Origin of the sequence: Bradyrhizobium sp. 195 (assembly GCF_023101665.1) — a bacterium.
GTDB lineage: Bacteria > Pseudomonadota > Alphaproteobacteria > Rhizobiales > Xanthobacteraceae > Bradyrhizobium.
This window is the reverse complement of record NZ_CP082161.1, coordinates 7,056,822-7,080,952: the sequence shown is the minus strand read 5'-3', so window position 1 is coordinate 7,080,952 and position 24,131 is coordinate 7,056,822. Positions and strand designations below refer to the sequence as shown.

Annotated in this window: 20 protein-coding genes and 1 tRNA gene; 18 read left to right on the top strand and 3 right to left on the bottom strand. The window is 64.1% G+C overall.

Features of this window, described 5'->3' with window-relative positions; genetic code table 11:
• The first annotated feature begins 39 nt into the window (after nt 1-39).
• Together IVB26_RS32965 and IVB26_RS32960 are read left to right on the top strand one after the other, a co-directional pair.
• Nucleotides 40-879 carry a shikimate dehydrogenase gene (locus IVB26_RS32965; RefSeq protein WP_247969161.1) on the top strand — a complete coding sequence of 280 codons (840 nt, stop codon included), beginning with the start codon at nt 40-42 and terminating at the stop codon, nt 877-879.
• Nucleotides 880-935: 56 nt separating this feature from the next.
• A complete protein-coding gene (locus IVB26_RS32960) occupies nt 936-1,562 on the top strand; it encodes a hypothetical protein (protein WP_247969160.1) in 627 nt (208 codons plus the stop codon).
• Nucleotides 1,563-1,711: 149 nt separating this feature from the next.
• Here the strand turns inward: IVB26_RS32960 and IVB26_RS32955 are convergent, their stop codons facing one another.
• Nucleotides 1,712-2,848, bottom strand: a complete 1,137-nt coding sequence (locus IVB26_RS32955) for an alpha-hydroxy acid oxidase (protein ID WP_247969159.1) — start codon at nt 2,846-2,848, stop codon at nt 1,712-1,714.
• A gap of 115 nt (nt 2,849-2,963) precedes the next feature.
• Here IVB26_RS32955 and IVB26_RS32950 point away from each other — a divergent pair, with 115 nt between their 5' ends.
• The 12 genes from IVB26_RS32950 (at nt 2,964) to IVB26_RS32895 (ending at nt 16,480) form a co-directional block, all read left to right on the top strand.
• Nucleotides 2,964-3,131 carry a hypothetical protein gene (locus tag IVB26_RS32950; protein ID WP_246923528.1) on the top strand — a complete coding sequence of 56 codons (168 nt, stop codon included), beginning with the start codon at nt 2,964-2,966 and terminating at the stop codon, nt 3,129-3,131.
• Nucleotides 3,132-3,350: 219 nt separating this feature from the next.
• Nucleotides 3,351-4,694, top strand: a complete 1,344-nt coding sequence (glmM, locus tag IVB26_RS32945; protein WP_246923532.1) for a phosphoglucosamine mutase — start codon at nt 3,351-3,353, stop codon at nt 4,692-4,694.
• 265 nt (nt 4,695-4,959) lie between these two features.
• A complete protein-coding gene (locus IVB26_RS32940; protein ID WP_247969158.1) occupies nt 4,960-6,207 on the top strand; it encodes an MFS transporter in 1,248 nt (415 codons plus the stop codon).
• A 227-nt stretch (nt 6,208-6,434) separates the two neighbouring features.
• Entirely contained in the window at nt 6,435-7,289 is an 855-nt protein-coding gene (locus tag IVB26_RS32935; RefSeq protein ID WP_247969157.1) for an outer membrane protein, read from the top strand.
• Between the two features lie 168 nt (nt 7,290-7,457).
• Complete coding sequence (locus IVB26_RS32930; RefSeq protein ID WP_247969156.1) at nt 7,458-8,318, top strand: outer membrane protein; 861 nt, start codon at nt 7,458-7,460, stop codon at nt 8,316-8,318.
• 72 nt (nt 8,319-8,390) lie between these two features.
• Complete coding sequence (locus IVB26_RS32925) at nt 8,391-8,981, top strand: glutathione S-transferase family protein (RefSeq protein ID WP_247969155.1); 591 nt, start codon at nt 8,391-8,393, stop codon at nt 8,979-8,981.
• A gap of 15 nt (nt 8,982-8,996) precedes the next feature.
• Nucleotides 8,997-9,461, top strand: a complete 465-nt coding sequence (locus IVB26_RS32920) for a GNAT family N-acetyltransferase (RefSeq protein WP_247969154.1) — start codon at nt 8,997-8,999, stop codon at nt 9,459-9,461.
• A 158-nt stretch (nt 9,462-9,619) separates the two neighbouring features.
• Complete coding sequence (locus tag IVB26_RS32915; RefSeq protein ID WP_247969153.1) at nt 9,620-9,826, top strand: hypothetical protein; 207 nt, start codon at nt 9,620-9,622, stop codon at nt 9,824-9,826.
• Between the two features lie 81 nt (nt 9,827-9,907).
• Nucleotides 9,908-11,080 (top strand): phosphoserine transaminase, encoded by a 1,173-nt coding sequence (locus IVB26_RS32910; protein ID WP_247969152.1) that lies wholly within the window; start codon nt 9,908-9,910, stop codon nt 11,078-11,080.
• A gap of 169 nt (nt 11,081-11,249) precedes the next feature.
• A complete protein-coding gene (gene serA, locus IVB26_RS32905; RefSeq protein ID WP_247969151.1) occupies nt 11,250-12,839 on the top strand; it encodes a phosphoglycerate dehydrogenase in 1,590 nt (529 codons plus the stop codon).
• Between the two features lie 247 nt (nt 12,840-13,086).
• On the top strand, nt 13,087-14,259 hold the full coding sequence (locus IVB26_RS32900) for a thiolase family protein (RefSeq protein ID WP_247969150.1): 1,173 nt from the start codon (nt 13,087-13,089) through the stop codon (nt 14,257-14,259).
• A gap of 247 nt (nt 14,260-14,506) precedes the next feature.
• A complete protein-coding gene (locus IVB26_RS32895; protein WP_247969149.1) occupies nt 14,507-16,480 on the top strand; it encodes a methyl-accepting chemotaxis protein in 1,974 nt (657 codons plus the stop codon).
• Between the two features lie 213 nt (nt 16,481-16,693).
• On the opposite strand, the gene IVB26_RS32890 is transcribed toward IVB26_RS32895, so the two are convergent.
• Nucleotides 16,694-20,071, bottom strand: a complete 3,378-nt coding sequence (locus tag IVB26_RS32890; RefSeq protein ID WP_247969148.1) for a sensor histidine kinase — start codon at nt 20,069-20,071, stop codon at nt 16,694-16,696.
• 679 nt (nt 20,072-20,750) lie between these two features.
• On the opposite strand from IVB26_RS32890, the gene IVB26_RS32885 reads away from it, so the two are divergent.
• The 4 genes from IVB26_RS32885 (at nt 20,751) to tenA (ending at nt 23,652) form a co-directional block, all read left to right on the top strand.
• Nucleotides 20,751-21,185, top strand: a complete 435-nt coding sequence (locus IVB26_RS32885) for a phasin (RefSeq protein ID WP_247969147.1) — start codon at nt 20,751-20,753, stop codon at nt 21,183-21,185.
• Nucleotides 21,186-21,379: 194 nt separating this feature from the next.
• Nucleotides 21,380-21,456, top strand: a tRNA-His gene (locus IVB26_RS32880).
• A 463-nt stretch (nt 21,457-21,919) separates the two neighbouring features.
• The gene (locus IVB26_RS32875; protein ID WP_247969146.1) at nt 21,920-22,483 is read left to right on the top strand and encodes an Abi-alpha family protein; all 564 of its coding nucleotides are present in this window, start codon (nt 21,920-21,922) and stop codon (nt 22,481-22,483) included.
• A 494-nt stretch (nt 22,484-22,977) separates the two neighbouring features.
• Entirely contained in the window at nt 22,978-23,652 is a 675-nt protein-coding gene (tenA, locus tag IVB26_RS32870) for a thiaminase II (protein WP_247969145.1), read from the top strand.
• Nucleotides 23,653-23,711: 59 nt separating this feature from the next.
• On the opposite strand, the gene IVB26_RS32865 is transcribed toward tenA, so the two are convergent.
• Nucleotides 23,712-24,116, bottom strand: coding sequence for a nuclear transport factor 2 family protein (locus IVB26_RS32865; protein ID WP_247969144.1), 405 nt, complete (start codon nt 24,114-24,116; stop codon nt 23,712-23,714).
• Nucleotides 24,117-24,131 lie beyond the last annotated feature (15 nt).

The window sequence follows — 24,131 nt, the reverse complement described above, 5'->3', positions numbered from 1 at the left end:
CGAAATGGATCGCCTCGGGAATACGACCCCGAGGGAAAGATGACCGCGTCCAAAGCTCCTGCAGCCTGTCTGGTCGGATGGCCGGCCGCGCATTCGCGCTCGCCACTGATCCATCATTACTGGCTCCGCACGCTGGGCATTGAAGGCGGCTACGTCATCGAGGCGGTGCCGCCCGACGATCTCAGGGATTTCGTGCTGCGGCTGTCGTTGCGCGGCTTCGTCGGCGCCAACGTCACCATCCCGCACAAGGAAGGCGTGCTGGCGCTGTCGACGCCCGATGCCCGCGCAAAGGCCGTGGGCGCGGCCAACACCCTGTGGTTTGCCGACGGCGAACTCCACTCGACCAACACCGACGTCGAAGGCTTTATCAACAATCTCGACGCCAGCGCGCCCGGCTGGGGAGCGGCCGAGGAAGCGCTGGTGCTTGGCGCCGGCGGTTCCTCGCGCGCGGTCGTGTTCGGGCTGCTCGAACGCGGCATCAAGCGCGTCCATCTCGCCAACCGCACCGACGCGCGGGCCGAGGCGCTGGCAAGGCAGTTCGGGCCCAGCGTGTGTCCTGTGACGTGGGACGGCATCGACGACGTGCTGCCACGCGCAAAACTTCTCGTGAACACGACCTCGCTCGGCATGCACGGCCAGCCATCACTCGATGTTGATGTCGCGCGCCTGCCGCCGGCGGCGGTCGTAGCCGACCTCGTCTATGTCCCGCTGGTGACGCCGCTGCTCGCTGCCGCAGCGGCGCGTGGCCTGAAGACCGCCGACGGGCTCGGCATGCTGCTGCATCAGGCGGTGCGCGGCTTCGAGCTGTGGTTCGGCCGGCGGCCAGAGGTCACGGCCGAGCTGCGGGCGCTGGTCGAGGCCGATCTCACAAAGACTTGAGAGAATAGCACGCGTGGTCCGGAGTTCTCCATCCGTGGGGATAACCGGAGACCGTCATGTCTGTTCAACGTGCAACTTTCACACGTCCGCTGATCGCCGTCGCGATGGTGGCCGTCTCGACTTATTGCGCCTTCGCCCAGAAGGCGCCGGTGCCGACGCGCGTGCGTGGCACCATCGAAGCCGTCAATGGCGACACCATGCAGGTGAAGTCGCGCAGCGGCGAGGACGTCAAGCTGCGTATCGCTCCTGACGTGAACGTCTCGGGCATTACAAAGATCTCGCTCGCCGACATCAAGCCGGGTTCGTTCATCGGCGCGACCACCGTGCCGGGGCCGGAGGGCGGCCAGAACGCGGTCGAGGTGCATGTGTTTCCGGAAAGCATGCGCGGCACTGGCGAGGGCTCGCGGCCCTATGATCTCAAGCCCAACTCCAGCATGACCAATGCGACGGTGGCGGAAAGCGTCGTCGGCAATGACGGCCATACGCTGCTGGTCAAGTACAAGGACGGCGAGAAGAAGGTATTCGTGGCCGACAACACGCCGGTGGTGACCTTCGTGCCCGGTGACAAATCCGACCTGAAGGCCGGCGCCAAAGTCATCGCCTTCATGAAGCAATTGCCGGACGGCTCGTTCGAGACCAACCGCGTCAGCGTCGGCCGCGACGGCCTGACGCCGCCGATGTGAGGGGCGAAGCGGAGGACGTGTAGGGTGGGTTAGGCGAAGCGTAACCCGCCATGCTTCCGAAAATGCGGACGGAGATGGTGGGTTACGCTCAGCGGACTGCGCTTTGCGCATCCGCGGACCTAACCCACCCTACGGCACCGTCTCTGCGGTCACATCGCAATGATATGATCGTCGATCTCGTCGATCCGGTTGACGCCGCACAAACCCATGGTGGTGAGCAGCTCTTTCTGGATGATGTCGATCGCCTTGGCGACGCCGGCCTGACCGCCGGCCCCCAAGCCATAGGCGTAGGCGCGGCCGAGCATGCAGGACTTTGCGCCGAGGGCGAGCGCGCGCATCACGTCCTGGCCGGAGCGGATGCCGCCGTCGAACATGATCTCCATTTTGTCACCGACCGCGTCGGCGATCTCCGGCAGCACCTCGATCGATGACGGCGCGCCGTCGAGCTGACGGCCGCCATGGTTGGAGACGACGAGGGCCTGCGCGCCGGTCTTGGCCGCTTCCTCGGCATCCTCGACGTCGAGGATGCCCTTGATGATCAGCTTGCCCGGCCAGATGCTGCGGACCCACTCGACGTCCTTCCAGCTCAGCGAGGTGTCGAACTGCGACGCCGTCCATTCGGCAAGGCGGTTGAGATCCTCGGTGTTCTTCACGTGACCGGCGATGTTGCCGAAGGTGCGGCGCTTGCCTTGAAGCACGCCGGAGACCCAGGCCGGTTTGCTGGCGAAATCCAGCAGCTTCGACAGCGACCACTCGGGGGGCACCGTCATGCCGTTCTTGATGTCGGCATGGCGCTGGCCGATCACCTGGAGGTCCACGGTCAGCACAAGCGCGCTGCACTTGGCCGCGATGGCGCGCTCGATCAATTCCTTGATGAAGCCGCGGTCCTTCATGACGTAGAGCTGGAACCAGAACGGCTTCTCGACATTGGCGGCGATGTCCTCGATCGAGCAGATCGACATGGTCGACTGCGTGAACGGGATACCGGCGGCCTGCGCGGCGCGGCAGGCGTGGATCTCGCCGTCGCCATGCTGCATGCCGAGCAGACCGACGGGCGCGAGCATCAGCGGCATGGTCGAGGGCTCACCGAGGATCGTGGTCGAGGTGTCGCGCTTGGAGACGTCGACCAGGATGCGCTGGCGGAACTTGATCGCCTGCATGTCCTCGCGGTTGGCGCGCAGCGTTTCCTCGGCATAGGAGCCGCGGTCGCAATAGTCGAAGAACGCCTTCGGCACGCGGCGCTTATGCAGGGCGCGAAGATCGTCGATACAGGTAATATGCTTCATGCTCGTTTCCCCGGCCCGTCTGACTCGGAAGTCTTGCATCGCAAGATTTCGAGGTCATCTAGCATGGTTGGATGCACAGCCAAATCGTTTGCAGAACGTTTTGCAGGAGAGCGCCATGACGAGGCCGCACGCTGGACCTTCCCCGGAAGAGATCAAGGAGAAGCGCGATCTCGAGGCCGCGCTGGAAGAGGGGCTGGAGGAGACCTTTCCGGGCTCCGATCCCGTCAACGTCACCCAGCCGGCGCCGAGCCGCGGGGATGGCCATGTGAAGCGCTCGGACTGAGGGCGGGTTCCCTCGTCTTTTCCGGCTCGCGCGGGAAGCATAATGTTAACAACACGTTATCAGATCAATGCGGCGCGGTTCCGTAATGATTCATCATATTTTTTGAAGCCAAGTTAGCCGCACAGGCATTATAACAGCCCAAGCAAATCAGGGATGCGGGGCCCGTTCGGGCAGCCCGTGGTTGCAATGGGGATCCCTGGTTGTTGCTCGGGGGACGATATGAGTCGCAAATATTTCGGGACGGACGGGATTCGGGGCCGCGCCAACGGACTGATCACGCCGGAGCTCGCGCTCAAGGTCGGCCAGGCCGCAGGCCTCGCATTCCAGCGCGGTGATCATCGCCACCGGGTGGTGATCGGCAAGGACACCCGCCTGTCCGGCTACATGATCGAATACGCGATGGTCGCGGGCTTCACCTCCGTCGGCATGGACGTGCTGCTGGTCGGGCCGATGCCAACGCCGGCGGTGGCGATGCTGACCAAGTCGATGCGCGCCGATCTCGGCGTGATGATCTCGGCCTCGCACAATCTGTTCGAGGACAACGGCATCAAGCTATTCGGCCCGCAGGGCTTCAAGCTGTCCGACGACGTCGAGCGGCAGATCGAGCAGCTGCTCGACGAATCCCTCGACAAGAGGCTCGCACAAAGCGCGAGCCTGGGCCGCGCTCGCCGCATCGACGGCGTGCATGACCGCTACATCGAATTCGCCAAGCGCACGCTGCCGCGCGATCTGTCGCTGGACGGCCTGCGCGTCGTGGTCGATTGCGCCAATGGCGCTGCCTACAAGGTAGTGCCGGAGGCGCTGTGGGAGCTGGGTGCCGACGTCGTGCCGATCGGTGTCGAGCCCGACGGCTTCAACATCAACAAGGAATGCGGCTCGACCTCGCCGGAAGCCCTGTCGAAGAAGGTGCGCGAGATGCGCGCCGACATCGGCATCGCGCTGGACGGCGACGCCGATCGCGTCATCCTTGTCGATGAGCGCGGCCATATCGTCGACGGCGACCAGCTGCTCGCCGTGATCGCGCAGAGCTGGAAGGAAGACGGCCGGCTGTCGCGGCCGGGCATCGTCGCCACCGTGATGTCCAATCTCGGCCTCGAGCGTTTCCTGAACGGGCAGGGGCTCGATCTCGTGCGCACGCCGGTCGGCGACCGTTACGTGCTCGAGCAGATGCTGAACGGCGGCTACAATCTCGGCGGCGAGCAGTCCGGCCACATCATCCTGTCCGACTACGCCACCACCGGCGATGGCTTCGTTGCGGCATTGCAGGTGCTGGCCGTGGTGCAGAAGTTGCGCCGGCCGGTGTCCGAAGTCTGCCACCGTTTCGATCCGCTGCCGCAGATCCTCAAGAACGTCCGCCACAAGGGCGGCAAGCCGCTCGACGATTCCGACGTCAAGTCGGCGATCTCCGACGGCGAGAAGCGTCTCAACGGCCATGGCCGCCTCTTGATCCGCTCCTCCGGCACCGAGCCGGTGATCCGCGTCATGGGCGAGGGCGAGGACCGCCTCCTGGTCGAGGACGTCGTCGACACCATCGTCTCCGCGCTGGGCCACGCCGCGGCGTGAGGTTTTCAAGCACGAGCGGGGTGGGTGATCTCACCTCACGGGCAGCAGCGTAGGGTGGGCAAAGCGAAGCGTGCCCACGCTCCGTCGCCGTCTCGGACAGATCGTGGGCACGGCGCAAATGCGCCTTTGCCCACCCTACGATTCCGGACTCGCGGGAATTGGGTAAGACACGCGCATCCCAGCCATAAGCGATTGGCGGTGGTTCGAGCGCCGCGTGCATCGTAACGATCAGATCGCGGCAATCTGCCGCGCCGGGATCGCTGCTTTGAACAAGCCTGTCGTCGTCTCAGAGGGAACGCTGACCGAGTCCGTCGTTGTCGCCGACGTGGCACCCGCTGCCAAAGCGGCAGGGCCGGCTTATGTCGTGCTCGCCGGCATCAGCGTCTCGCACTTCCTCAACGACACCATGCAGTCGCTGATCGCCTCGGTGTATCCGATCCTGAAGGACACCTACGCGCTCGACTTCGCGCAGATCGGCATGATCACGCTGGCCTTCCAATTCACGGCCTCGCTGCTCCAGCCGGTGGTCGGCCATTACACCGACAAGAAGGCGCAGCCCTATTCGCTGGCGATCGGCATGGCCTCGACCTTCTTCGGCCTGCTGCTGCTCAGCGCCGCGCAGCAATACCTCGTCATTCTCGTTGCCGCCGCGCTGGTCGGCCTCGGCTCGGCGGTGTTTCATCCGGAATCGGCACGCATCGCGCGGCTCGCCTCCGGCGGCCGCTACGGCTTTGCGCAATCGGTGTTTCAGCTCGGTGGCAGTTTCGGCACATCGATGGGGCCGGTGCTGGCTGCGCTGATCGTGGTGCCGTTCGGGCAGGGCAGCATCGCCTGGTTCTCCTCGATCGCGTTCCTGGCGATCCTTATCCTCTGGCGGATCGGCCGCTGGTATGCGCCGCAGATCAAGGCGAAGAAGACGGCGGCACTTCAGTCCCATCCCGACGCGCCGAGCTCGCGACGCGTCGCCGTTGCGCTGCTCGTGCTGGTCGCGCTGCTGTTCTCAAAGCAGCTCTACGTATCGAGCCTGTCGAGCTACTACATCTTTTACCTGATCGACCGCTTCGGCGTCTCCACGCAGGCAGCGCAGATGTATCTCTTCATCTTCCTCGCGGCGAACGCGGTCGGTGCGTTTCTGGGCGGTCCCTTGGGTGATCGCTTCGGCCGCAAGATCGTGATCTGGATTTCGATCCTGGGCGCGCTGCCGTTCACGCTGGCGCTGCCTTATGCCGGGCTCGTTGCGAGCGCTGTGTTGTCGGTCATCATCGGCCTGATCATCTCCTCGACCACGTCATCGATCATCGTATTCGCGCAGGAGCTGGTGCCGCACAGATTCGGCATGATCTCCGGCGTGTTCTTCGGCGTCGCCTTCGGCATCGGGGGCCTGGGGGCTGCCGTACTCGGCAAGCTCGCCGATCGCACCTCGATCGAGTTCGTCTACCAGGTCTGCGCCTATCTGCCGGCGATCGGCCTGCTTGCGGTGTTCCTGCCCAGGTTGCCCCAGCACAAGCGTTAACAAATCTCGCTTCGCCGCATTGCGGCTTCATCAATCGTTAGCAATTGCGGCGCGCGACCGCCGCATTTTGGCAACGCTCCAGCCGCATCCGCGTGTGAGGTGAGAAAAAATCAACCTTAAAAATTAGGGTTAAGTGGCGCTTAAACATTTGCTGGCATCGTCCGCTCCGTGAGTTTCCAGAACGTGAGGCCTGCGTATTTGCCTCACCGGCCAAAAGGACGAAGCCAATGCGTAGCGTTAAGTCTCTCCTTGCCGCGGGTGCGGCAACCCTGATCTCGTCGATGGCATTCGCCGCCGACATGCCGATCGCGGCGCCCCCTCCCATGTACGCGCCGCCCGCTCCGCCCGCCGATTTCGGCGGCTGGTATCTCCGTGGCGATATCGGCTTCAGCAATCAGAAGACGAGCGATTTGCACTACGGTCGCGAGTCGGCTTATTCGCAGCTCACCTCGTTTGATCAGAAGACCTCGTTCGATGCGGCCGGCATCTACGGTCTGGGCGTCGGCTACCGGTTCAACAACTGGTTCCGGGCCGACGTGACCGGGCAGTACCGCGGCAATTCAAACTTCAAGGGAACGGATCGTTTCACCGGAACCGCGGGCGGCGTACCTTACAGCGGCATCGACAATTACAGCGCCAGCAAGTCCGAATGGCTGGTCTTGGCCAACGCGTATGTCGACCTCGGCACCTGGTGGTGCATCACGCCGTTCATCGGCGCCGGTGTCGGCGGTGCGCGCGTTTCGATCGCGAACTTCACCGATACGGGCATCAACAACCTGGCAGTCGGAAACACGAGCTTCGCGAGTGCACCGACTGGCTCGAAGTGGAATTTCGCCTGGGCGGCCCATGCCGGTCTCGCCTATAAGGTCAATCCCAACCTCGTCCTCGAACTCGCCTACAGCTACGTTGACCTGGGACCGGGACAGACCGGAGTCCTGTCGGACTACACCGGCGGCACGACCAACAACGTTTTCAAGTTCAAGGACATCACCTCGCACGACCTGAAGTTTGGCGTGCGCTGGAATCTCGACAGCGCACCGGCCTACATGCCGCCGCCGCCGCCGCTGGTCACCAAGGGCTGATCAGCCAGCTGATCGGTTAGGACTTCTTAACGGCGCGGGATCATCCCGCGCCGTTTTGCTTTGCGGATTTTTCATGGCCTGGTCGCGACGAAAGCGGCCGACGCAACCATTGGTTAAGGTTAACAGGCGATGATCATCGCAACAGTTCGAGTCCGATGGAGCGTTGCGATGCGTAGGCTGATGTTGGCGGCAGCGATGTTGGGGACGGTGTCTGCCGCGCACGCGGCCGACATGCCGGACCTGCCGATCCTGCGCGGCGGCTTCACCGATGGCCTGTCGAAGTCCTCGGTCAATTGGGACGGCTTCTATGTCGGCGGTCAATTCGGTTTCGCCACGACCGAGATGGACTTCAGCCGCGCTCCGAAATCGATGACGGATTTCATGCTGCGCGACAGCATCCTGCAGGCACCTGTTGGTGGTTGGTCGCTGCTGCCCAAGAACCACGTTCAGAGCACGGGATTCGGTGCCTATGTCGGCCGTAATTGGCAGTTCTATGACGCCGTGATGGGCGTCGAAGCCAACTACAGCTACATGAACAATCTCGGGAGCAGCGCGAGCGATTCCATGACGCGATTGATCCCAGGTGAAACCGCGCCCACGGATCACGTCTATTCCTATACCACGACGCTCGGCGGCGGCGCCGCGTTGCAGCTCAAGGACTACGTGACTTTCCGAGGCCGGGTTGGTTGGTCCGGCGGAGACTTCATGCCTTATGCGTTCGGCGGCCTCGCGATCGGACGCGCCGACGTGTCGAGGTTTGCGACGGTGTCGTATCTGAAGAACGACGACTACACCGACCCCAACACCGGCGTCACGACGCGCACGAATATCGGGTCGGGTACGATGACGCAGACCGAGCGGCGCGCGAACAGCTTCATCTACGGATGGACGGGGGGCATCGGTATCGAATACGCACTGCTCGACTGTTTGATCCTCCGCGGCGAATGGGAGCATGTCGGGTTCTCGAACGCCAAGAACATCTCGGTCAATCTGAACAATTTCCGCGTGGGTGCCGGCTACAAATTCTAAGCCCGCGTTCGCAGCCGGTTGACACGGCTTCGTCGTCCTGATGCTCTGTCGCTCCAAAGCGGGGCGGCAGCGATGAAGATCTACGGCGACAGCAATTCCGGCAATTGCCTCAAGGTGAAGTGGGTCTGCGATCATCTCGCATTGCCCTACCGCTGGATCGAGATCGACACGAGCAAGGGCGAGACGCGCACGCCGCAATTCCTTGCCATGAACGGTGCCGGCCAGGTGCCGACAATCGCCTTCGATGACGGCCGCTCGCTGGCGCAATCCAATGCCATCATCCGCTACCTCGCCCGCGACAGCGCGCTCGTTCCGCGGAATGCCTTTGCTGCGGCCAAGATGGATGAATGGCTGTTCTGGGAGCAGTACAGCCACGAGCCCTATATTGCTGTGTGCCGCTTCCTGCTCGTCTATCTCGGCAAGGACGCCTCCGAGCTGGATCCTGAAAAGGTCAAGCGCGGCTATGCGGCGCTCGACCGCATGGAGCAGCAGCTGGCGGCCAGCCGTTTCTTCGCCGGCGAGGACGTTTCGCTCGCCGATGTCTCGCTGCTCGCCTATACCCGCGTCGCGCATGAGGGCGGCTTCGACCTCGGCCGTTATGCTTCCGTCCGCCGCTGGATCGGCGAAGTCGAAGCGTTTCTCGGCCTTCCGCCGGCGCGCTGAGTTGGAGTTTTCGCCATGAGCGCCGAATCCGTCTCCATCCGTCCCGCGCGCCGCGACGACGTTCCCGCGATCGTGGCGATGCTCGCCGACGATCATCTCGGCCGCGCGCGCGAGCGCGTCGAGGATCCGTTGCCCGCCGCCTATTACGACGCATTCGCGCGGGTCGAGCGCGATCCGAATCTGACGCTCGTGGTGGCCGAGAGCGAGGGCAGGGTGGTCGGCTGCCTGCAGCTTGCGGTTCTGCCGGGCATCAGCTCGCAAGGTGGCGTGCGTGGCCTGCTCGAAGACGTGCGCGTTGCCACTGATTGTCGCAGCCGCGGCATCGGCGAGCGTTTGGTGCAATGGGCAATCGCGGAAGCAAAGGCGCGCGGCTGCAATCTGGTCGAACTGCTGACGCATCAGACGCGCGTCGATGCGCAGCGTTTCTACAAGCGGCTCGGATTCACAGCGAGTCACGTCGGTATGACTGTCCGCTTTTGAGCCAACTGCTTGCGGACCTTGCGCAATCAGCAAATTCAGGTCGCGCATTCGTTCATGTTAAGAGCCGGTAAACTACCCGTCGGTCGTTCACGTTGATGAAGGAACGATCGGTGCTACGCGGCGTCTGACACCGGGCTCGCCTCGGTTCGGGGATTTCGATGACAAGCTATTCGATGATCAAGGTCGGCAACGATTACGTTGTGCAGGCCGATGACAAATGCATTTTGAAAGTCAGCAGCCGCCGCCGGGCCGCGCAATTGATCAGCGAGGCCACGGGCTTGCTGAATGCGCTCGCGGTCGTTGAATCCCCTGGTATCGCAGCGGAAGCACCGTCAAGCCGCCGTGAGGCGCCGGAACTTCCTTGACTGCTCTGCCCGATTCCCGTATCAGCCGCGGCGGGACACCTCCCCCCAACGGGAGGCTGACTATCTGGAAGGGTAGATATTATGACTGTAGCGAAGCCCGCTTCGCGGCCGAACGTGCCGCATTTCTCCTCCGGCCCCTGCGCCAAGCGCCCCGGCTGGAACGCTCAAAATCTCAAGGACGCAGCACTCGGCCGCTCGCATCGCGCGAAGGTCGGCAAGACCAAGCTCAAGCTCGCGATCGATCTGACGCGCGAAGTGCTCGAGGTGCCCGCCGATTACCGCATCGGCATCGTGCCGGCCTCCGATACCGGCGCGGTCGAGATGGCGCTCTGGTCGCTGCTCGGTGCGCGCCCCGTCACCACGCTCGCCTGGGAATCCTTCGGCGAGGGCTGGGTCAGCGACATCGTCAAGGAATTGAAGCTCAAGGACGTCACCAAGCTGAACGCGGCTTACGGTGAAATCCCCGACCTGTCGAAGGTCGACCCCGCGAGCGACGTCGTCTTCACCTGGAACGGCACCACCTCAGGCGTGCGCGTGCCGAACGCCGACTGGATCAAGGCGGATCGCAGCGGCCTGACCATCTGCGACGCGACGTCGGCCGCGTTCGCGCAGCCGCTCGACTGGGCGAAGCTCGACGTGGTCACCTTCTCCTGGCAGAAGGCGCTCGGCGGCGAGGCTGCGCACGGCATGCTGATCCTGTCGCCCCGCGCCGTGGAGCGACTCGAGACCTACAAGCCGGCCTGGCCGCTGCCGAAGATTTTCCGCATGACCAAGGGTGGCAAGATCAACGAAGGCATCTTCGTCGGCGAGACCATCAACACGCCGTCGATGCTCTGCGTCGAGGACTATCTCGATGCGCTGAACTGGGCCAAATCGATCGGCGGCCTCAAGGCGCTGATCGCGCGTGCCGACGCCAACACCAAGGTGCTCGCCGACTGGAAGGCGAAGACGCCGTGGATCGACTTCCTGGCCAAGGATGCCGCGATCCGCTCCAACACCTCGGTGTGCCTCAAGTTCACCGATCCCGCGATCACCTCGCTGTCCGAAGATGCGCAAGCCGACTTCTCGAAGAAGCTGGTTGCCCTCGTCGAGAAGGAAGGCGCCGGCTACGACTTCGCCTATTACCGCGATGCGCCAGCTGGCCTGCGTATCTGGTGCGGCGCCACCGTCGAAGCCAAGGACGTCGAGCTGCTGACGCAGTGGATCGACTGGGCCTTCGCCGAGACCAAGGCGGCTCTGCCTAAGGCGGCGTGAGTTCTTGCCCTCCCCTGGAGGGGGAGGGTCGACGCACCGTCAGGTGCGGCGGGGTGGGGTGATCTCTCCACACGGCGCACCGGCGAATTTCGAGTTTGCAGCTTCACCCCACCCCGGCGCTGCGCGCCGACCCTCCCCCTCCAGGGGAGGGTGTGAAGGACACATCCCCATGACCAAACCCAAAGTTCTCATTTCCGACGCGCTCTCGCCCGCCGCCGTACAGATCTTCAAGGATCGCGGTGTCGAGGTCGACTTCCAGCCCAATCTCGGCAAGGACAAGGACAAGCTCGCCGAGATCATCGGCAATTACGACGGCCTTGCGATCCGCTCCGCGACCAAGGCGACCGCAAAGATTCTCGACAAGGCGACCAACCTCAAGGTGATCGGCCGCGCCGGCATCGGCGTCGACAATGTCGAGATCCCCGCCGCCACGGCCAAGGGCATCATCGTGATGAACACGCCGTTCGGCAATTCGATCACGACCGCCGAGCACGCCGTCACCCTGATGCTGGCGCTCGCCCGCGAGATCCCGCAGGCCGACGCCTCGACCCAGGCCGGCAAGTGGGAGAAGAACCGCTTCATGGGCGTCGAGATCACCGGCAAGGTGCTGGGCGTCGTCGGCTGCGGTAATATCGGCTCGATCGTTGCCGACCGCGCGCTCGGCCTGCGCATGAAGGTGATCGCGTTCGATCCGTTCCTGTCGCCCGAGCGCGCCAGGGACATCGGCGTCGAGAAGGTCGAGCTCGACGATTTGCTCAAGCGCGCCGACTTCATCACGCTGCACACGCCGCTGACCGAGAAGACGAAGAACATCATCGACGCGGCCGCAATCGCCAAGATGAAGAAGGGCGTGCGCCTGATCAACTGCGCCCGCGGCGGTCTCGTCGACGAGCAGGCGGTGGTCGATGCGCTCAATTCCAAGCACATTGCGGGCGCCGCCTTCGATGTCTTCGTCGAGGAACCCGCGAACGCGAACGTGCTGTTCGGCCATCCCAACGTGATCTGCACGCCGCATCTCGGGGCGTCCACGACCGAAGCGCAGGAGAACGTCGCGCTCCAGGTCGCCGAGCAGATGTCGGATTACCTGCTCACCGGCGCGATCTCGAATGCGGTCAATTTCCCCTCGATCACCGCGGAAGAGGCGCCGAAGCTGAAGCCGTTCATCTCGCTCGCCGAGAAGCTCGGCTCGTTTGCCGGCCAGCTCACCGAGAGCGGCATCCTCAAGGTCGAGATCACCTATGAGGGCCACGTCGCCGAGATGAAGATCAAGGCGATCACCTCCGCCGTGCTGTCGGGACTGCTGCGGCCGATGCTGGGCGAGGTCAACGTGGTGTCGGCGCCCGTCGTCGCCAAGGAGCGCGGCATGGTGGTCGACGAGATCGTTCGCGCCGCCCAGAGCGATTATGAGAGCCTGATCACCGTCACGGTGGCGACGGAGCGCCAGGAGCGTTCGGTCTCCGGCACCGTGTACCATGACGGCAAGCCGCGATTGGTCGACGTCAAGGGCATCCGCGTCGACGCCGAATTCGGCAAGTCGATGATCTACATCACCAACGAGGACAAGCCGGGCTTCATCGGCCAGTTCGCGAGCCTGCTGGGCGATGCCAAGATCAACATCGCCACCTTCCATCTCGGCCGCGTCGCCCCCGGCAGCGATGCCATCGCGCTGGTCGAGGTCGACGGCGCGGTGCCGGCTGATCTGCTCGCCAAGGTGCAGGCGCTGCCGCAGGTCAAGCAGGCCAAGGCGCTGACGTTCTGAGGCCGGCGTCATTCCGGGGCTCGCGAAGCGAGAACCCGGAATCTCGAGATTCTCAGGTGCGCAAGGGCGCACCCCGGTTCGATGCTTCGCATCGCCCGGAATGACAGCGATCTAAATTCCGACCCGCGGAACAACGCCGCCTCCATCACCTGGAGGCGGCGTTTTTATTTCTCCCGCAGCCTTCCAACTTTGTGTACCAATGGGGCCAGGACGCTCCGTTCAAAATCGTTCGACAAGGGAGAAACACATGCGTGAAGCCGTCATCGTTTCCTATGCACGTACGGGCCTCGCAAAGTCAGGCCGCGGCGGGTTCAACATCACGCCGCCGATGTCGCTCGCGGCCCATGCCATTCATCACGCGGTCGACCGCGCCGGCGTCGACAAGGATTATGTCGAGGATTGCTATCTCGGCAATTGCGCCCATGGCGCGCCGAACATCGGCCGCCAGGCCGCGCTGCTTGCCGGCCTGCCGAAGACCACGGCCGGCGTCTCGGTGAACCGGTTCTGCTCCTCGGGACTGCAGACCATCGCGATGGCCGCCAACTCGATCCGCTCGGACGGCGCCGACTGCATCGTCGCCGGCGGGGTCGAGAGCATCTCGATGCCGGGCGGCGGCACGCCGAAGGAATCGATCGATCCTGAATTGCTCAAGGTCGCGCCCGATATCTTCATGGCGATGATCGACACCGCCGACATCGTCGCCGAGCGCTACAAGCTCAGCCGCGAATACCAGGATGAGTTCTCGCTGGAATCGCAGCGCCGCATGGCGGCATCGCAGCAGGCGGGCAAGTACAAGGACGAGATCGTCCCGATGAAGACCAAGATGAAGGTCGTCGACAAGCAGACCAAGGCGGAGTCGATCGTCGATTACGTCGTCGACCGCGACGAATGCAATCGCCCCGAGACCACGATGGAGGGCCTCGCCAAGCTCGAGCCGGTGAAGGGCCCCGGCAAGTTCGTCACCGCCGGCAATGCCAGCCAGCTCTCGGACGGCGCCGCGGCGGTCGTGCTGATGGAAGCCAAGGACGCCGAGAAGCGCGGCCTCAAGCCGCTCGGCCGCTTCGTCGCCTGGGCCACCGCCGGTTGCGAGCCGGACGAGATGGGCATCGGTCCAGTGTTCGCGATTCCGAAGCTGCTCAAGCGCACCGGCCTGAAGGTCGACGACATCGATCTGTGGGAGCTCAACGAAGCCTTCGCCAGCCAGTGCCTGTACTGCCGCGACCAGCTCGGCATCGATCCCGCCAAGTACAACGTCAACGGCGGCTCGATCGCGATCGGGCATCCCTTCGGCATGACCGGCGCCCGTCTCACCGGCCATCTGTTGCAGGAAGGCGCGCGCCGCAAGGCCAAGTGGGGCGTGGTGACGATGTGCATCGGCGGCGGCCAGGGCGGCGCCGGGCTGTTCGAAATCTACAGCTGAACCGGACCGTCATCGTAACCTGAAGACACGACAGCACGGCGCCACGAGCGCCGTGTTTTTTTGACCGCGCCTGCTCATCTCACCGTGCATGATGTGCCGGCATAAACCTGCCGTTGGGACTCCGTTACCTCTCGTATGACGTGTATCGTGCATAAGCACGTATTCATACGTGTCCGCAAATTAACGGAAGTTTTCTCGCAAATGGCGCTCCATAACCGCATCAGCAACAACCCATTTTGAAACCAAGATGCGATTTCTCTCCCTTCGTCTCACTCACAAGATCACGGCAATCGGCGTGATCGGCGTCGTCGGCGTCGTCCTGATCGGCGGCATCCATCTCTATGGCGAGCGCGCGATGGCCGTCTATCGCGATGCGGCCGAGAACGCGCGCACGATCCAGGAGCTCAACAGCAGGATCGCGATTGAACTGCTCGAGGCCCGCCGCGCCGAGAAGGATTTCCTGCTGCGCAATGACGCCGGCAAGGCGCAGCGGCAGGTCGAGATCGGCCGGGAGGTCGCGGTCGACATCGAGAAGCTGCGCGGCGGGATCGCCGCCCTCGGCAAGCCGGACCTGACGCGCCAGGTCGACGCGATGAGCGCCTCGCTCCGGGATTATCAGGCGCATTTCACCGCCGTGGTCGAGACCAAGCAGCGGCTTGGGCTCGACGAGAAGTCCGGCCTCGAGGGGCGACTGCGCGCCTCCGTGCACGACATCGAAGCCAGGGTCGATCAATTGCACAATGCGCCGCTCCGCGTGAGCATGCTGATGATGCGCCGTCACGAGAAAGATTTCATGCTGCGCCGCGACGCCAGATACGGCGAGGACATGAAGAAGCGCGCGGGTGAATTCCTGTCGGGGGTCGATGCTGCCGATATGTCCGATGCCGCGAAGACGGAGCTGCGGGCGAAGCTTGCCGATTATCAGCGCGATTTTTCAGCGTGGATGGACGCCGCGCTGACGCTCGCGGCCCGGCAGAAGGCGATGTCGGAAGCGTTTTCCGCCGTCGAGCCGGTCATCGAGCAGGTGTCGAAATCGGTCGACCGGATCCGCATCGAAGCCGACCGGCTGAACGATGTCGAGCGCGACGGCATTCAATGGTGGATCGGCGTCGCCATCGCGCTGATTGCATCCGCCGTGCTCGGCCTCGGCGTGTTCATCGGGCTGTCGGTCTCCAGGCCGCTGTCCGCGATGCGGGTGGCGATGATCGAGCTCGCCAACGGCAATTTCGCCATCGTTCTTCCCGGGCTCGGCCGTCCCGACGAAATCGGCGAGATCGCGCAGGCGGTCGAGACGTTCAAGATCAATGCCGAGCGGAAGGCGCAGGAAGAAGCCGAGGAGAAGATCAGGCAGGACAAGCTCGCCGCCGAGCGCCGCCGCGCCGACATGATCAGGATGGCCGACGATTTCGAGGGAGCGATCGGCGAGATCGTCGAGACGGTGTCGTCGGCGGCCAACGAGCTCGAGGCCTCGGCCACGTCTCTGACCACCACCGCCAGCCGGTCGACCGAGCTCGCCACGTTGGTGGAGGCTGCCTCGGAAGAGGCCGCGACCAACGTGCAGTCGGTTGCTTCCGCTGCGGAAGAGCTCACCGCCTCCGTCAACGAGATCAGCCGTCAGGTGCAGGCCTCCGCGCGCATGGCCGGCGACGCCGTCAGCCAGGCCGGGCAGACCAACGATCGCGTCAGCGAATTGTCGAAGGCGGCCGCGCGCATCGGCGACGTGATCGAGCTCATCAACGCCATTGCGGGTCAGACCAACCTGCTGGCGCTGAACGCCACCATCGAGGCCGCGCGCGCGGGCGAAGCCGGGCGCGGCTTTGCCGTGGTGGCCTCGGAAGTGAAGGCCCTCGCCGAGCAGACGGCGAGGGCGACCGGCGACATCGGTCAGCAGATCTCGAGCATCCAGGTTGCAACGGAGGATTCGGTCGGCGCCATCAAGACCATCGGCGGCACGATCGAACGGCTGTCGGAGATTTCCTCCACCATCGCCGCCGCGGTGGAGGAGCAGGGCGCCGCGACCAGCGAGATCTCGCGCAACGTCCAGAACGCCGCCGCCGGCACCACGCAGGTCAGCGCCAACATCTCCAGCGTGCGCCAGGGCGCGACCGAGACCGGCTCGGCCTCCTCGCAGGTCCTCTCCGCGGCGCAGTCGCTGTCGAACGACAGCAGCCGGCTGAAGATCGAGGTCAGCAGATTCCTGGAGACCGTGCGCGCGGCGTGAAGCAAGCTGCGAACTGGCGATGGAGTAGCTTCACGTGCCGCGGGCCTAGCCTCTCCCGCTTGCGGGAGAGGTCGCGCCGAAGGCGCGGGTGAGGGCTCTCTCCTCAAGGGGATCGTCCCGTCGCGGAGGCACCCTCTCCCCGACCCTCTCCCGCAAGCGGGAGAGGGAGCGGCAGCCTGGATTGCTTCGCTGCGCTCGCAATGACGGTAGAGGCTACGCCCCCGCCAGCGCGGGCGCGAACACCAACTCGATCAGCGTGCCGTGGCCGGCGCTCTTGATGTTGAAGCGGGCGCGGTTGGCTTCGACCAGGGCCTTGGTCAGTGACAGGCTGAGCGCCGCGCTGTCCGCGGCGTCGCCGGGCGGCGGGGTGCGGAACGGCTCCATCGCGGCGGCGACTTCGCGCTCGGTGAGGCCATGGCCGGTATCGCGGATGCGCAGCGCAATCTCGCCGCGGTCGGACAGCGCGGTCGAGACGATGACCTGGCCGCCGGCGCTGGCGAGCCGGATCGAGTTCGAGATCAAATTCATGGTGATCTGCCGCATCGCGCGCGCGTCCACGCTGACCTGCGGCAGCGCATGGGCAAGCGAGGTGCGGATGATGATGCGCTCGCGATTGGCCTGCGGCTGCATCACCGTGACGCAGGCTTCGACGAGGTCGTTGAGGTTGAGGTTGGCGAAGTTGAGGTCGAGCTTGCCGGTCTCGATCCGCGACAGCTCCAGCAAATCGTCGATGATGGCGATGACGCGCTCGCCGGAGGCGCGGATGTCCTTCATGTATTCGCCGTAGCGCTCGTTGCCGAGCGTGCCGAAACGTTCGGAGATCATCACCTCGGCAAAGCCGATGATGGCGTTGAGCGGCGTGCGGATCTCGTGGCTGATCCGCGCCAGCATGTCGGCCTTCGCATTGGCCGCACTGTGGACGAGGCGGCGGGCCTGCGTCAGCTCGCTCTCGCCCTTCTTGCTCTGGGAGAGGTCGCGGAACACGGCGAAGAAGTTCGGACCGTCGGGCCGCGTGCGGCCCATGATCATCGCGAGCGGAATGACGCCGCCCTTCTTCTCGCGTCCGAGCACCTCGCGGCCGTGGTCGAGCAGGCTCGCAATGTCCTGGCTCTTCAGGCTTTCGAAATAATCGGCGACGATCTGCTGGCTCTCGGGCGCGAACAGCGTCGCCAGATTCTGCTCGAGCAGCGCCGTGCCGTCATAGCCGAACAGCGCCTCGGCGCTGCGGTTGCAGGCGTGGATGTTGCCTTCGGCATCGAACATCACGATGCCCTCGGCCGTGGTGTCGAGGATCGCGGCGAGATCTTCCGCCTCGGCTTCGCCGGCCGCGGGCTCGATTTCGTAAGGGAAGGATTCCGGGACAATGGTCTCGGCGGCAACGGCCTCGGTGATGGCGGGCTCGGCAATGCCGGGCGCGGTGACGACAGGTGCAGCCTGCGGCAGCGCGCAGATCAGCGCGTGCGCGCTCTCGCCGTCCCAGTCGATCGTGTGCAGATGCGCTTCGGTGCTCGCAAGCGGCGCTTCGCCGTTCGCGACCGTCGCGCTGATCGTGACAGGCGTGCCGGCTTGCGAGGTGCTGCTGGCCGAGGACACGCCGGGCTCGACATAGAGCGCATCGAGCCCGCCGGCATGCTCCAGCGCATTGATGCTGGCATAGCCCATGCGCGCGAGAAACGCCGTGTTGGCGTAGAGCAGGCGGTCGAGCTGGTAGATCAGGATGCCGGTCGGCAGCAAGTCGAGCAGCGTGCGGTCGCGCGCGCTGGCGCCGCGTGGCGGTGGCGCGGGCTCGGTCAGCCATTGCGCCGGCGCGTGCGGCGGCTCGGGCTCGGGCGCCGGTGGCTCGGCAAGGATATCCGCCGCCGGCTCGGGGCTATCTGCCGCGATCGTCTCGCGCTCGCGTTCGAGCCGTTCGGACAATTGCCGCGCGAGCTCGTTGAACGCGCTGTTCTCGACCGGCGTCAGCGTCGGCGATCTCTGGTCACCTTGTGACCTGGCATCGCCATGCGGGCGGAACGGCACGACATTGGGAGGCGTTTCCAAGGGAGGCTCCACGGGCGTTTCCACTGGCGTGTCCGGTTCGGTTGGATGTGAATTCGCGTCGCTTGTGGGTTCGGGCAGGTCGGGTTCGCGGGTTGGCTCGGGTGCGGGCGGCTCGATCGGCTGTGCCGGCGGTTCGGCCAGCAGCTCGAAACGCCTGAGCGAATCGAGCCGGTTGAGGGCGTCGAGATCGCGGCAGACGCCGAAGCCTTTGAAGCCGGCGAAATTGCGCGACTGGTCGTAAGTTGGCAGGCCCGCGAGCTCGACCGGCAGAGGCGCGCCGCCGTCAGTCGGCCAGTTCACGGTGATCCCGGCCCAGGTGTCGTGGCTCGCCAGCGCCTGGGCGACGCGACCATCAGTGTCGAGCGAGAATGTTTCGGCGATCTCGCACCAGGGCCGGCCGAAGCCGGCGGCGGTGCGCGCGCCGATCAGGCGGATGAAGTCGTCGGAGAGAAGCACAAAGCGGCCCTCTGCATCCATCTGCCAGAGGAAGCGCAGCGGATGCTGACGCGGTGCGGGCAGCTCTTGGCCCGACGAGTCCTGGCCCGACGGCGGCTCAACCATGCCGATAGTGATCGGCGCAGCCTGCGGCGACACAAGGGCTGCTGGCGGGTTTTCAACCGGAGTTTTGGCCGCGGCTTCGCTGGTCGGGTCGTGCGCCGGCTCTCGAACAGTCGCCTCGACCGCGTTCCGAATCGTTGCAGCTTGTTGCGGTTCGCCCGCGATCGTCGCACTGGTCGCGGGCATCTCGACCGGCTCCGCGAAGGCGTCGAACATGGCGATGCCTTCGGGGGCGTGCGATCGCGGCGGCTCGCTTGGCATCGCCGCGGCTGGTTGCGCGAATTCGGCCGGCGGCTCGCTTGGTGCGCGCTCGGGCACGGCCTCGGCAGGCGCAGCTTGCGCAGCGGCCGGCTCGATCAGCGCGACCAGGCCGACATCGGCGCCCGTGCCGACCCGTTGCAGCACCATCTGGCCGATCCCGATCGGCGTCTCGGCGCGGCCTTCGCGCAGCGCATCGCTGCGGGCACGGTCGAGGCCGGCCTCGCCGAGATCGCGGAAGCCGAGCAGGTGGCGGGCGGCCTCGCTGGCGCCGACGAACAGGCCGTCGGGCGCGAACGCCGCCATCGGCACCTTTGCGCCGTCGACCAGACGAAGCAGCCGCTCGATCAGCGGCATGCTGCGCAAGCTCGGGTCCATCGCAGTGACGAGCACCGCATGACTGCCGTCGGCAAAGTCGAGCCGGGCGCAGGCGCAGGTCATCAGCGTGCCGAGCCGGGCGCCGAAACCGCGCAGGCGTTCGAGCCTTACGGAGCCATTCGCCGGCAGCTGCCGGGCGAGCCGGGCGACTTGGCGGCGATGGCTGTCCGCCGGGCCAAACATCCTGTCCGCTAGTGCTGCGCTATTTGCCGCGCCGAACAGTTTTGCGCCGACCGGATTGGCCCACAGCACGCGCGCGCCATCGATCGACCACAGCCAGGCGGGCAGCTGAGAGGTCGCATGCACGGCCAGCCGGGGATCGCCCACACCTCGCAACTGGAAATCCGAACTCGTCATCCGACCGGCTGTATCTCGCGCATGAGGGGTGGCGGCTGCCGGAATGACAGCCTTAAGAAAGGGTTAGTATCGCCCGCGGCCGCGGGCAGGTCCACGGCCCGGCCCATCAGGAGCGCCCCCTAAGCCGCGATAACCTTAATCTGGCCAAACCCGCAAGCGGCAGCCCGCTTCATCCAAGGGATTCGCGACCGACATCACGCGATGAGACGCGCTGACTGCTCCGACAAAGGTCCGTTCCCTCCCCCCTTGTGGGGGAGGGTTAGGGAGGGGGTAGCCCAGCAAACGGTGCCGGTTATCGGTGAAGCACCCGAGCCAGTGCTCGACGGAGAGAGTCCCCGTGTGGCACCCCCCTCCCTGCCCCCCCCCCACAAGGGGGAGGGAACGGAGAGAGCAGTGCTTGCGGTCGACTCAAGCCATCCCCCGTCTCCCGCGACCTCAACCCCCGGTTCCCCACCCGGGGAACCTCGCCCTAACCTAGATTAAATTATCGCGGCGCACCCTCTTGGCGCGTTGCGATGCACAATGTTGACATGATAGGCAGCCATAATCCCAAGCACTGGGCGAGCCACATCGTTTGTTTCGCGTTTCCAGTCTTCGTTCCCGCCATCAGATGGCCCCGGTTGGCCGGCGGGCGCGCCAGAAGGCTCACTCCATTTTTTCATTATCGTGAGGGACGACCATGACAGGTGCGACTGATCCGTTTTCTGCCTCGATCATTCCGTTCGAGGTTCCCGAGCAGATGCGTGCGTTCGCCGAAAAGGGCGTGTCGCAGGCCCGCGAAAGCTACGCCAAGTTCAAGGACGCGGCCGAGACCCACAACGGCACCGTCGAGGCCGTGTTCACCTCGGCCTCCAAGGGCGCGAGCGAGTACACCGCCAAGCTGGTCGAGTTCATGAAGGCCAACAGCAACGCCCAGCTCGACTTCGCCCAGCAGCTGTTCGGCCTGAAGTCGCCGGCCGAAGCGATGGAGCTGTGGACCGGCCACACCCGCACCCAGCTCGAGACCTTCCAGGCCCAGGCCAAGGAGCTGGTCGAGCTGACCCAGCGCGTCGCCGCCGAGACCGCCGAGCCGATCAAGGCCAGCGCCTCGAAGTTCTACAAGCCCGCCGCCTGATCTGGCCGGCTGGTTATCGATCAGAAACCCGGGCTGAAAGGCCCGGGTTTTGTTATGGAAATAACGTTGATCGGGGAGCGATTTGGGCGTCCTGCGGCCTTGCCAAAAACGCCCGTTGCACCTAGTTTCCGCCCCGTCCAGCCCCCTCAGGTCGCCGGCCTTTTCAGGCCCGCTATGGGGCGGCTCGCCAGGATGCAGTTGTAGCTCAGTTGGTTAGAGCGCCTGTCTGTGGAACAGGAGGTCGGTGGTTCGAGCCCACCCAACTGTACCAGTGATTCAAGTGTTCGTCGGCAATGCAATGCGGCTGCAGTAGCGACCGCGAATCGCCCTGCAGAGTTGGCCGCGTAGGTGCCTTTACGCGTCGACTAGGCCCTTCACACTGCCCTGTGTCGATGTAGCGCGAACCTAGACTGAGGACATATCGCTTCGCCTCGGCAATGGTCGGAAAGCAAGGCACAGGATACGGCGGCTGCCAATAAGTTGGCCCGGTCCCTTTGTCTTGATTCTCCATGCCTTGTCCGTCCCGGCAGAACTTGCAGCTCGCTTCGTGAATTCGCGCCCGACCGCTCGGGGGAATGACCTTGACGTGATATGCCATAGCGCCACCTACTTCCCATAAAGAGCACAACCTATTGCGCTAACGTCGGTGCCAGGGGAGGGCAAGCCAATGACGGCGGGGAGAGCGGCAGGACGAGACGGACTTGTGTTTCGCTCCAACGCTACCTGAGCAAGCAATGAGCACGGAAGCAAAGCCGCCAAGTGCGCCATACGAAAAGGCCATCGAAGAAAGTGCTAAGGCTGTCCAGAAGGCCACTGAAGCCGGGCGTGAGTTGGGAGCATTCGTCAAGCTCATATTAGGCCCGGGTTTTGCTGAGCTAGGTGGTGCATTCGCAGACTGGGCTGCAGTCTACAGGTATGAGCGTGCCGTTGAACTTGCGCACCGCGTCAAGCGCATACACAAGCGCCGAGGAATTGAGGGGCGCACCGTCTCCATCCCGCCGCGTCTCGGCATTCCCTTACTTCAGCAGGCCACATTAGAAAATGACGACGTTCTGGTCAGCATGTGGTCGGCGCTGATTGCCAATGCTACTGATCCTAACAGGATGACCGAAGCTCGAAGGTCGCACTGTGGCCTTTTGAGCTCGATAGAGCCGTTGGACGCCTTGGTCCTCAGGGAAGTGCAGAGGTGGCGAGAAGCTCATTCGGACAGAGACACTGCAATTCCATCAAGCGGATTAGATGACTATCAAATAGAGGCGCTCCGCTCCAAGTGGCCAAACTTTGGAAGAGAATCTTGACGTTCCGAAAAGCAGTTTGGCTCTCTCTCTCTCTCTCTCTCTCTCTCGAAAATCTTGAAAGGCTCGGCTTGATTTTCGACTATGTGCCGCGACATGACGATGAAGTTGGTGGGATCGTAATTCCCAGTCAAATGGTCCCTGTCACGCACGGTCATGCGCTGATTGACCTTACGCACACGGGGATTGCTCTGATGGTTGCTTGTAGTGAGTAGTCGTGATGGGCCGCAAAGCTGAAAATGGTGCCAAGCGAATTACAGTGATGCTAGAGCCGAGGCTACCGCCCATGCTGTTGCTTCAGACAACAAGCATTGGCCACAGCAGGAGCAGAAAGATTATAGCCGGGAAACAGTGCACCAAACTTTCGTAGATGACCCCATCCGCAACGCTGCTCAAAACCAGCTTTGTGCGCGGTCACCGTAGCTCACCGGTTCGCAATGCGATATCGGTAGTGAGCCAAAGACGTTCATGGACAAGCAAGCCAGGCGGAAAAGATCGTGAGTTTCTTCGAGCGTCTCAAGACAGAAGCATCCGTTGAATGGCGGGCCTACACCGAACATCCCTTCACGAACGGATTGGCAGACGGCTCGCTCCCCGAAGCGGCGTTTCGTCACTACCTCGTTCAGGACTACCTGTTTCTCATCGAGTTTGCTCGCGCCTACGCGCTCGCGGTCTACAAGTCGCTCAGGCTTGCCGACATGCGTGAGGCAGCGGCCGGCCTGTCGGCCATCCTCGATGTCGAGATGAACCTGCATGTGAAGCTCTGTGCCGATTGGGGTCTATCCCCGGCCGACCTTGAACAGGCCCCTCCGGCGGCTGAGATGCTGGCCTATACACGCTACGTGCTCGACGCGGGAATGCGCGGCGATCTGCTGGCGCTCAAGGTGGCGCTTGCCCCCTGCGTGATCGGGTACGCGGAGATCGCAACGCGGCTCGCCTCGCGCCCCCATGCTGACGCTGCGACGAACGCCTATCGCGTCTGGATCGCCGAGTACGCCGGCGTACCGTATCAGGAGGTCGCTGCCAAGGCGCGGGAGCACCTGGAGCATCTCGCCGATCTCTACGCCACGCCGGCCCGCGAGGCCGAGCTGATTGCGATCTTCAAGGAAGCCACCCGACTTGAGGCAGACTTCTGGGAGATGTCCTGGCGCGCGGGCCAGCGCGTTCAATAGCCCTTTCGGCAGTCATCAGAATTACGGTGACAATGCACGATCTTACGCAGGCACGCCCCTCACGCAATCATCGCCTTGATCTGCGCCGTATCCGCAAACTCAATCAACTCCGCGATCTTGCCGTCCTGAAATCTGAACAGGTCGAGGATCTCGGTGCTGAAAGTTTTTCCGGTCGGGTGGTATCGCACGACAACCCGCGAATGGACGGCGACGCGATCTCCGTCGACCAGCTCGGCCAGGATCTCGCGGCCTTCGAAGCCGAAGCCGGCGATTAATTGACCGAAAGCTTCGCGCAGGGTCGGGTGGCCCTGCATGCTGCCCGTCAGCTCGAGCGCGCTCTTGTCGCCCATCAGGGTGAACGCGCCCTCGGGATGAAAAGCCGACACCAGGCCCTCGACGTCGCCGTCGCCACGCGCGGCGTAGGCGGCCCTGATCAATGCGAGCATGTCTTCGCGCTGTCCCATGTCACCCTCCCTGCA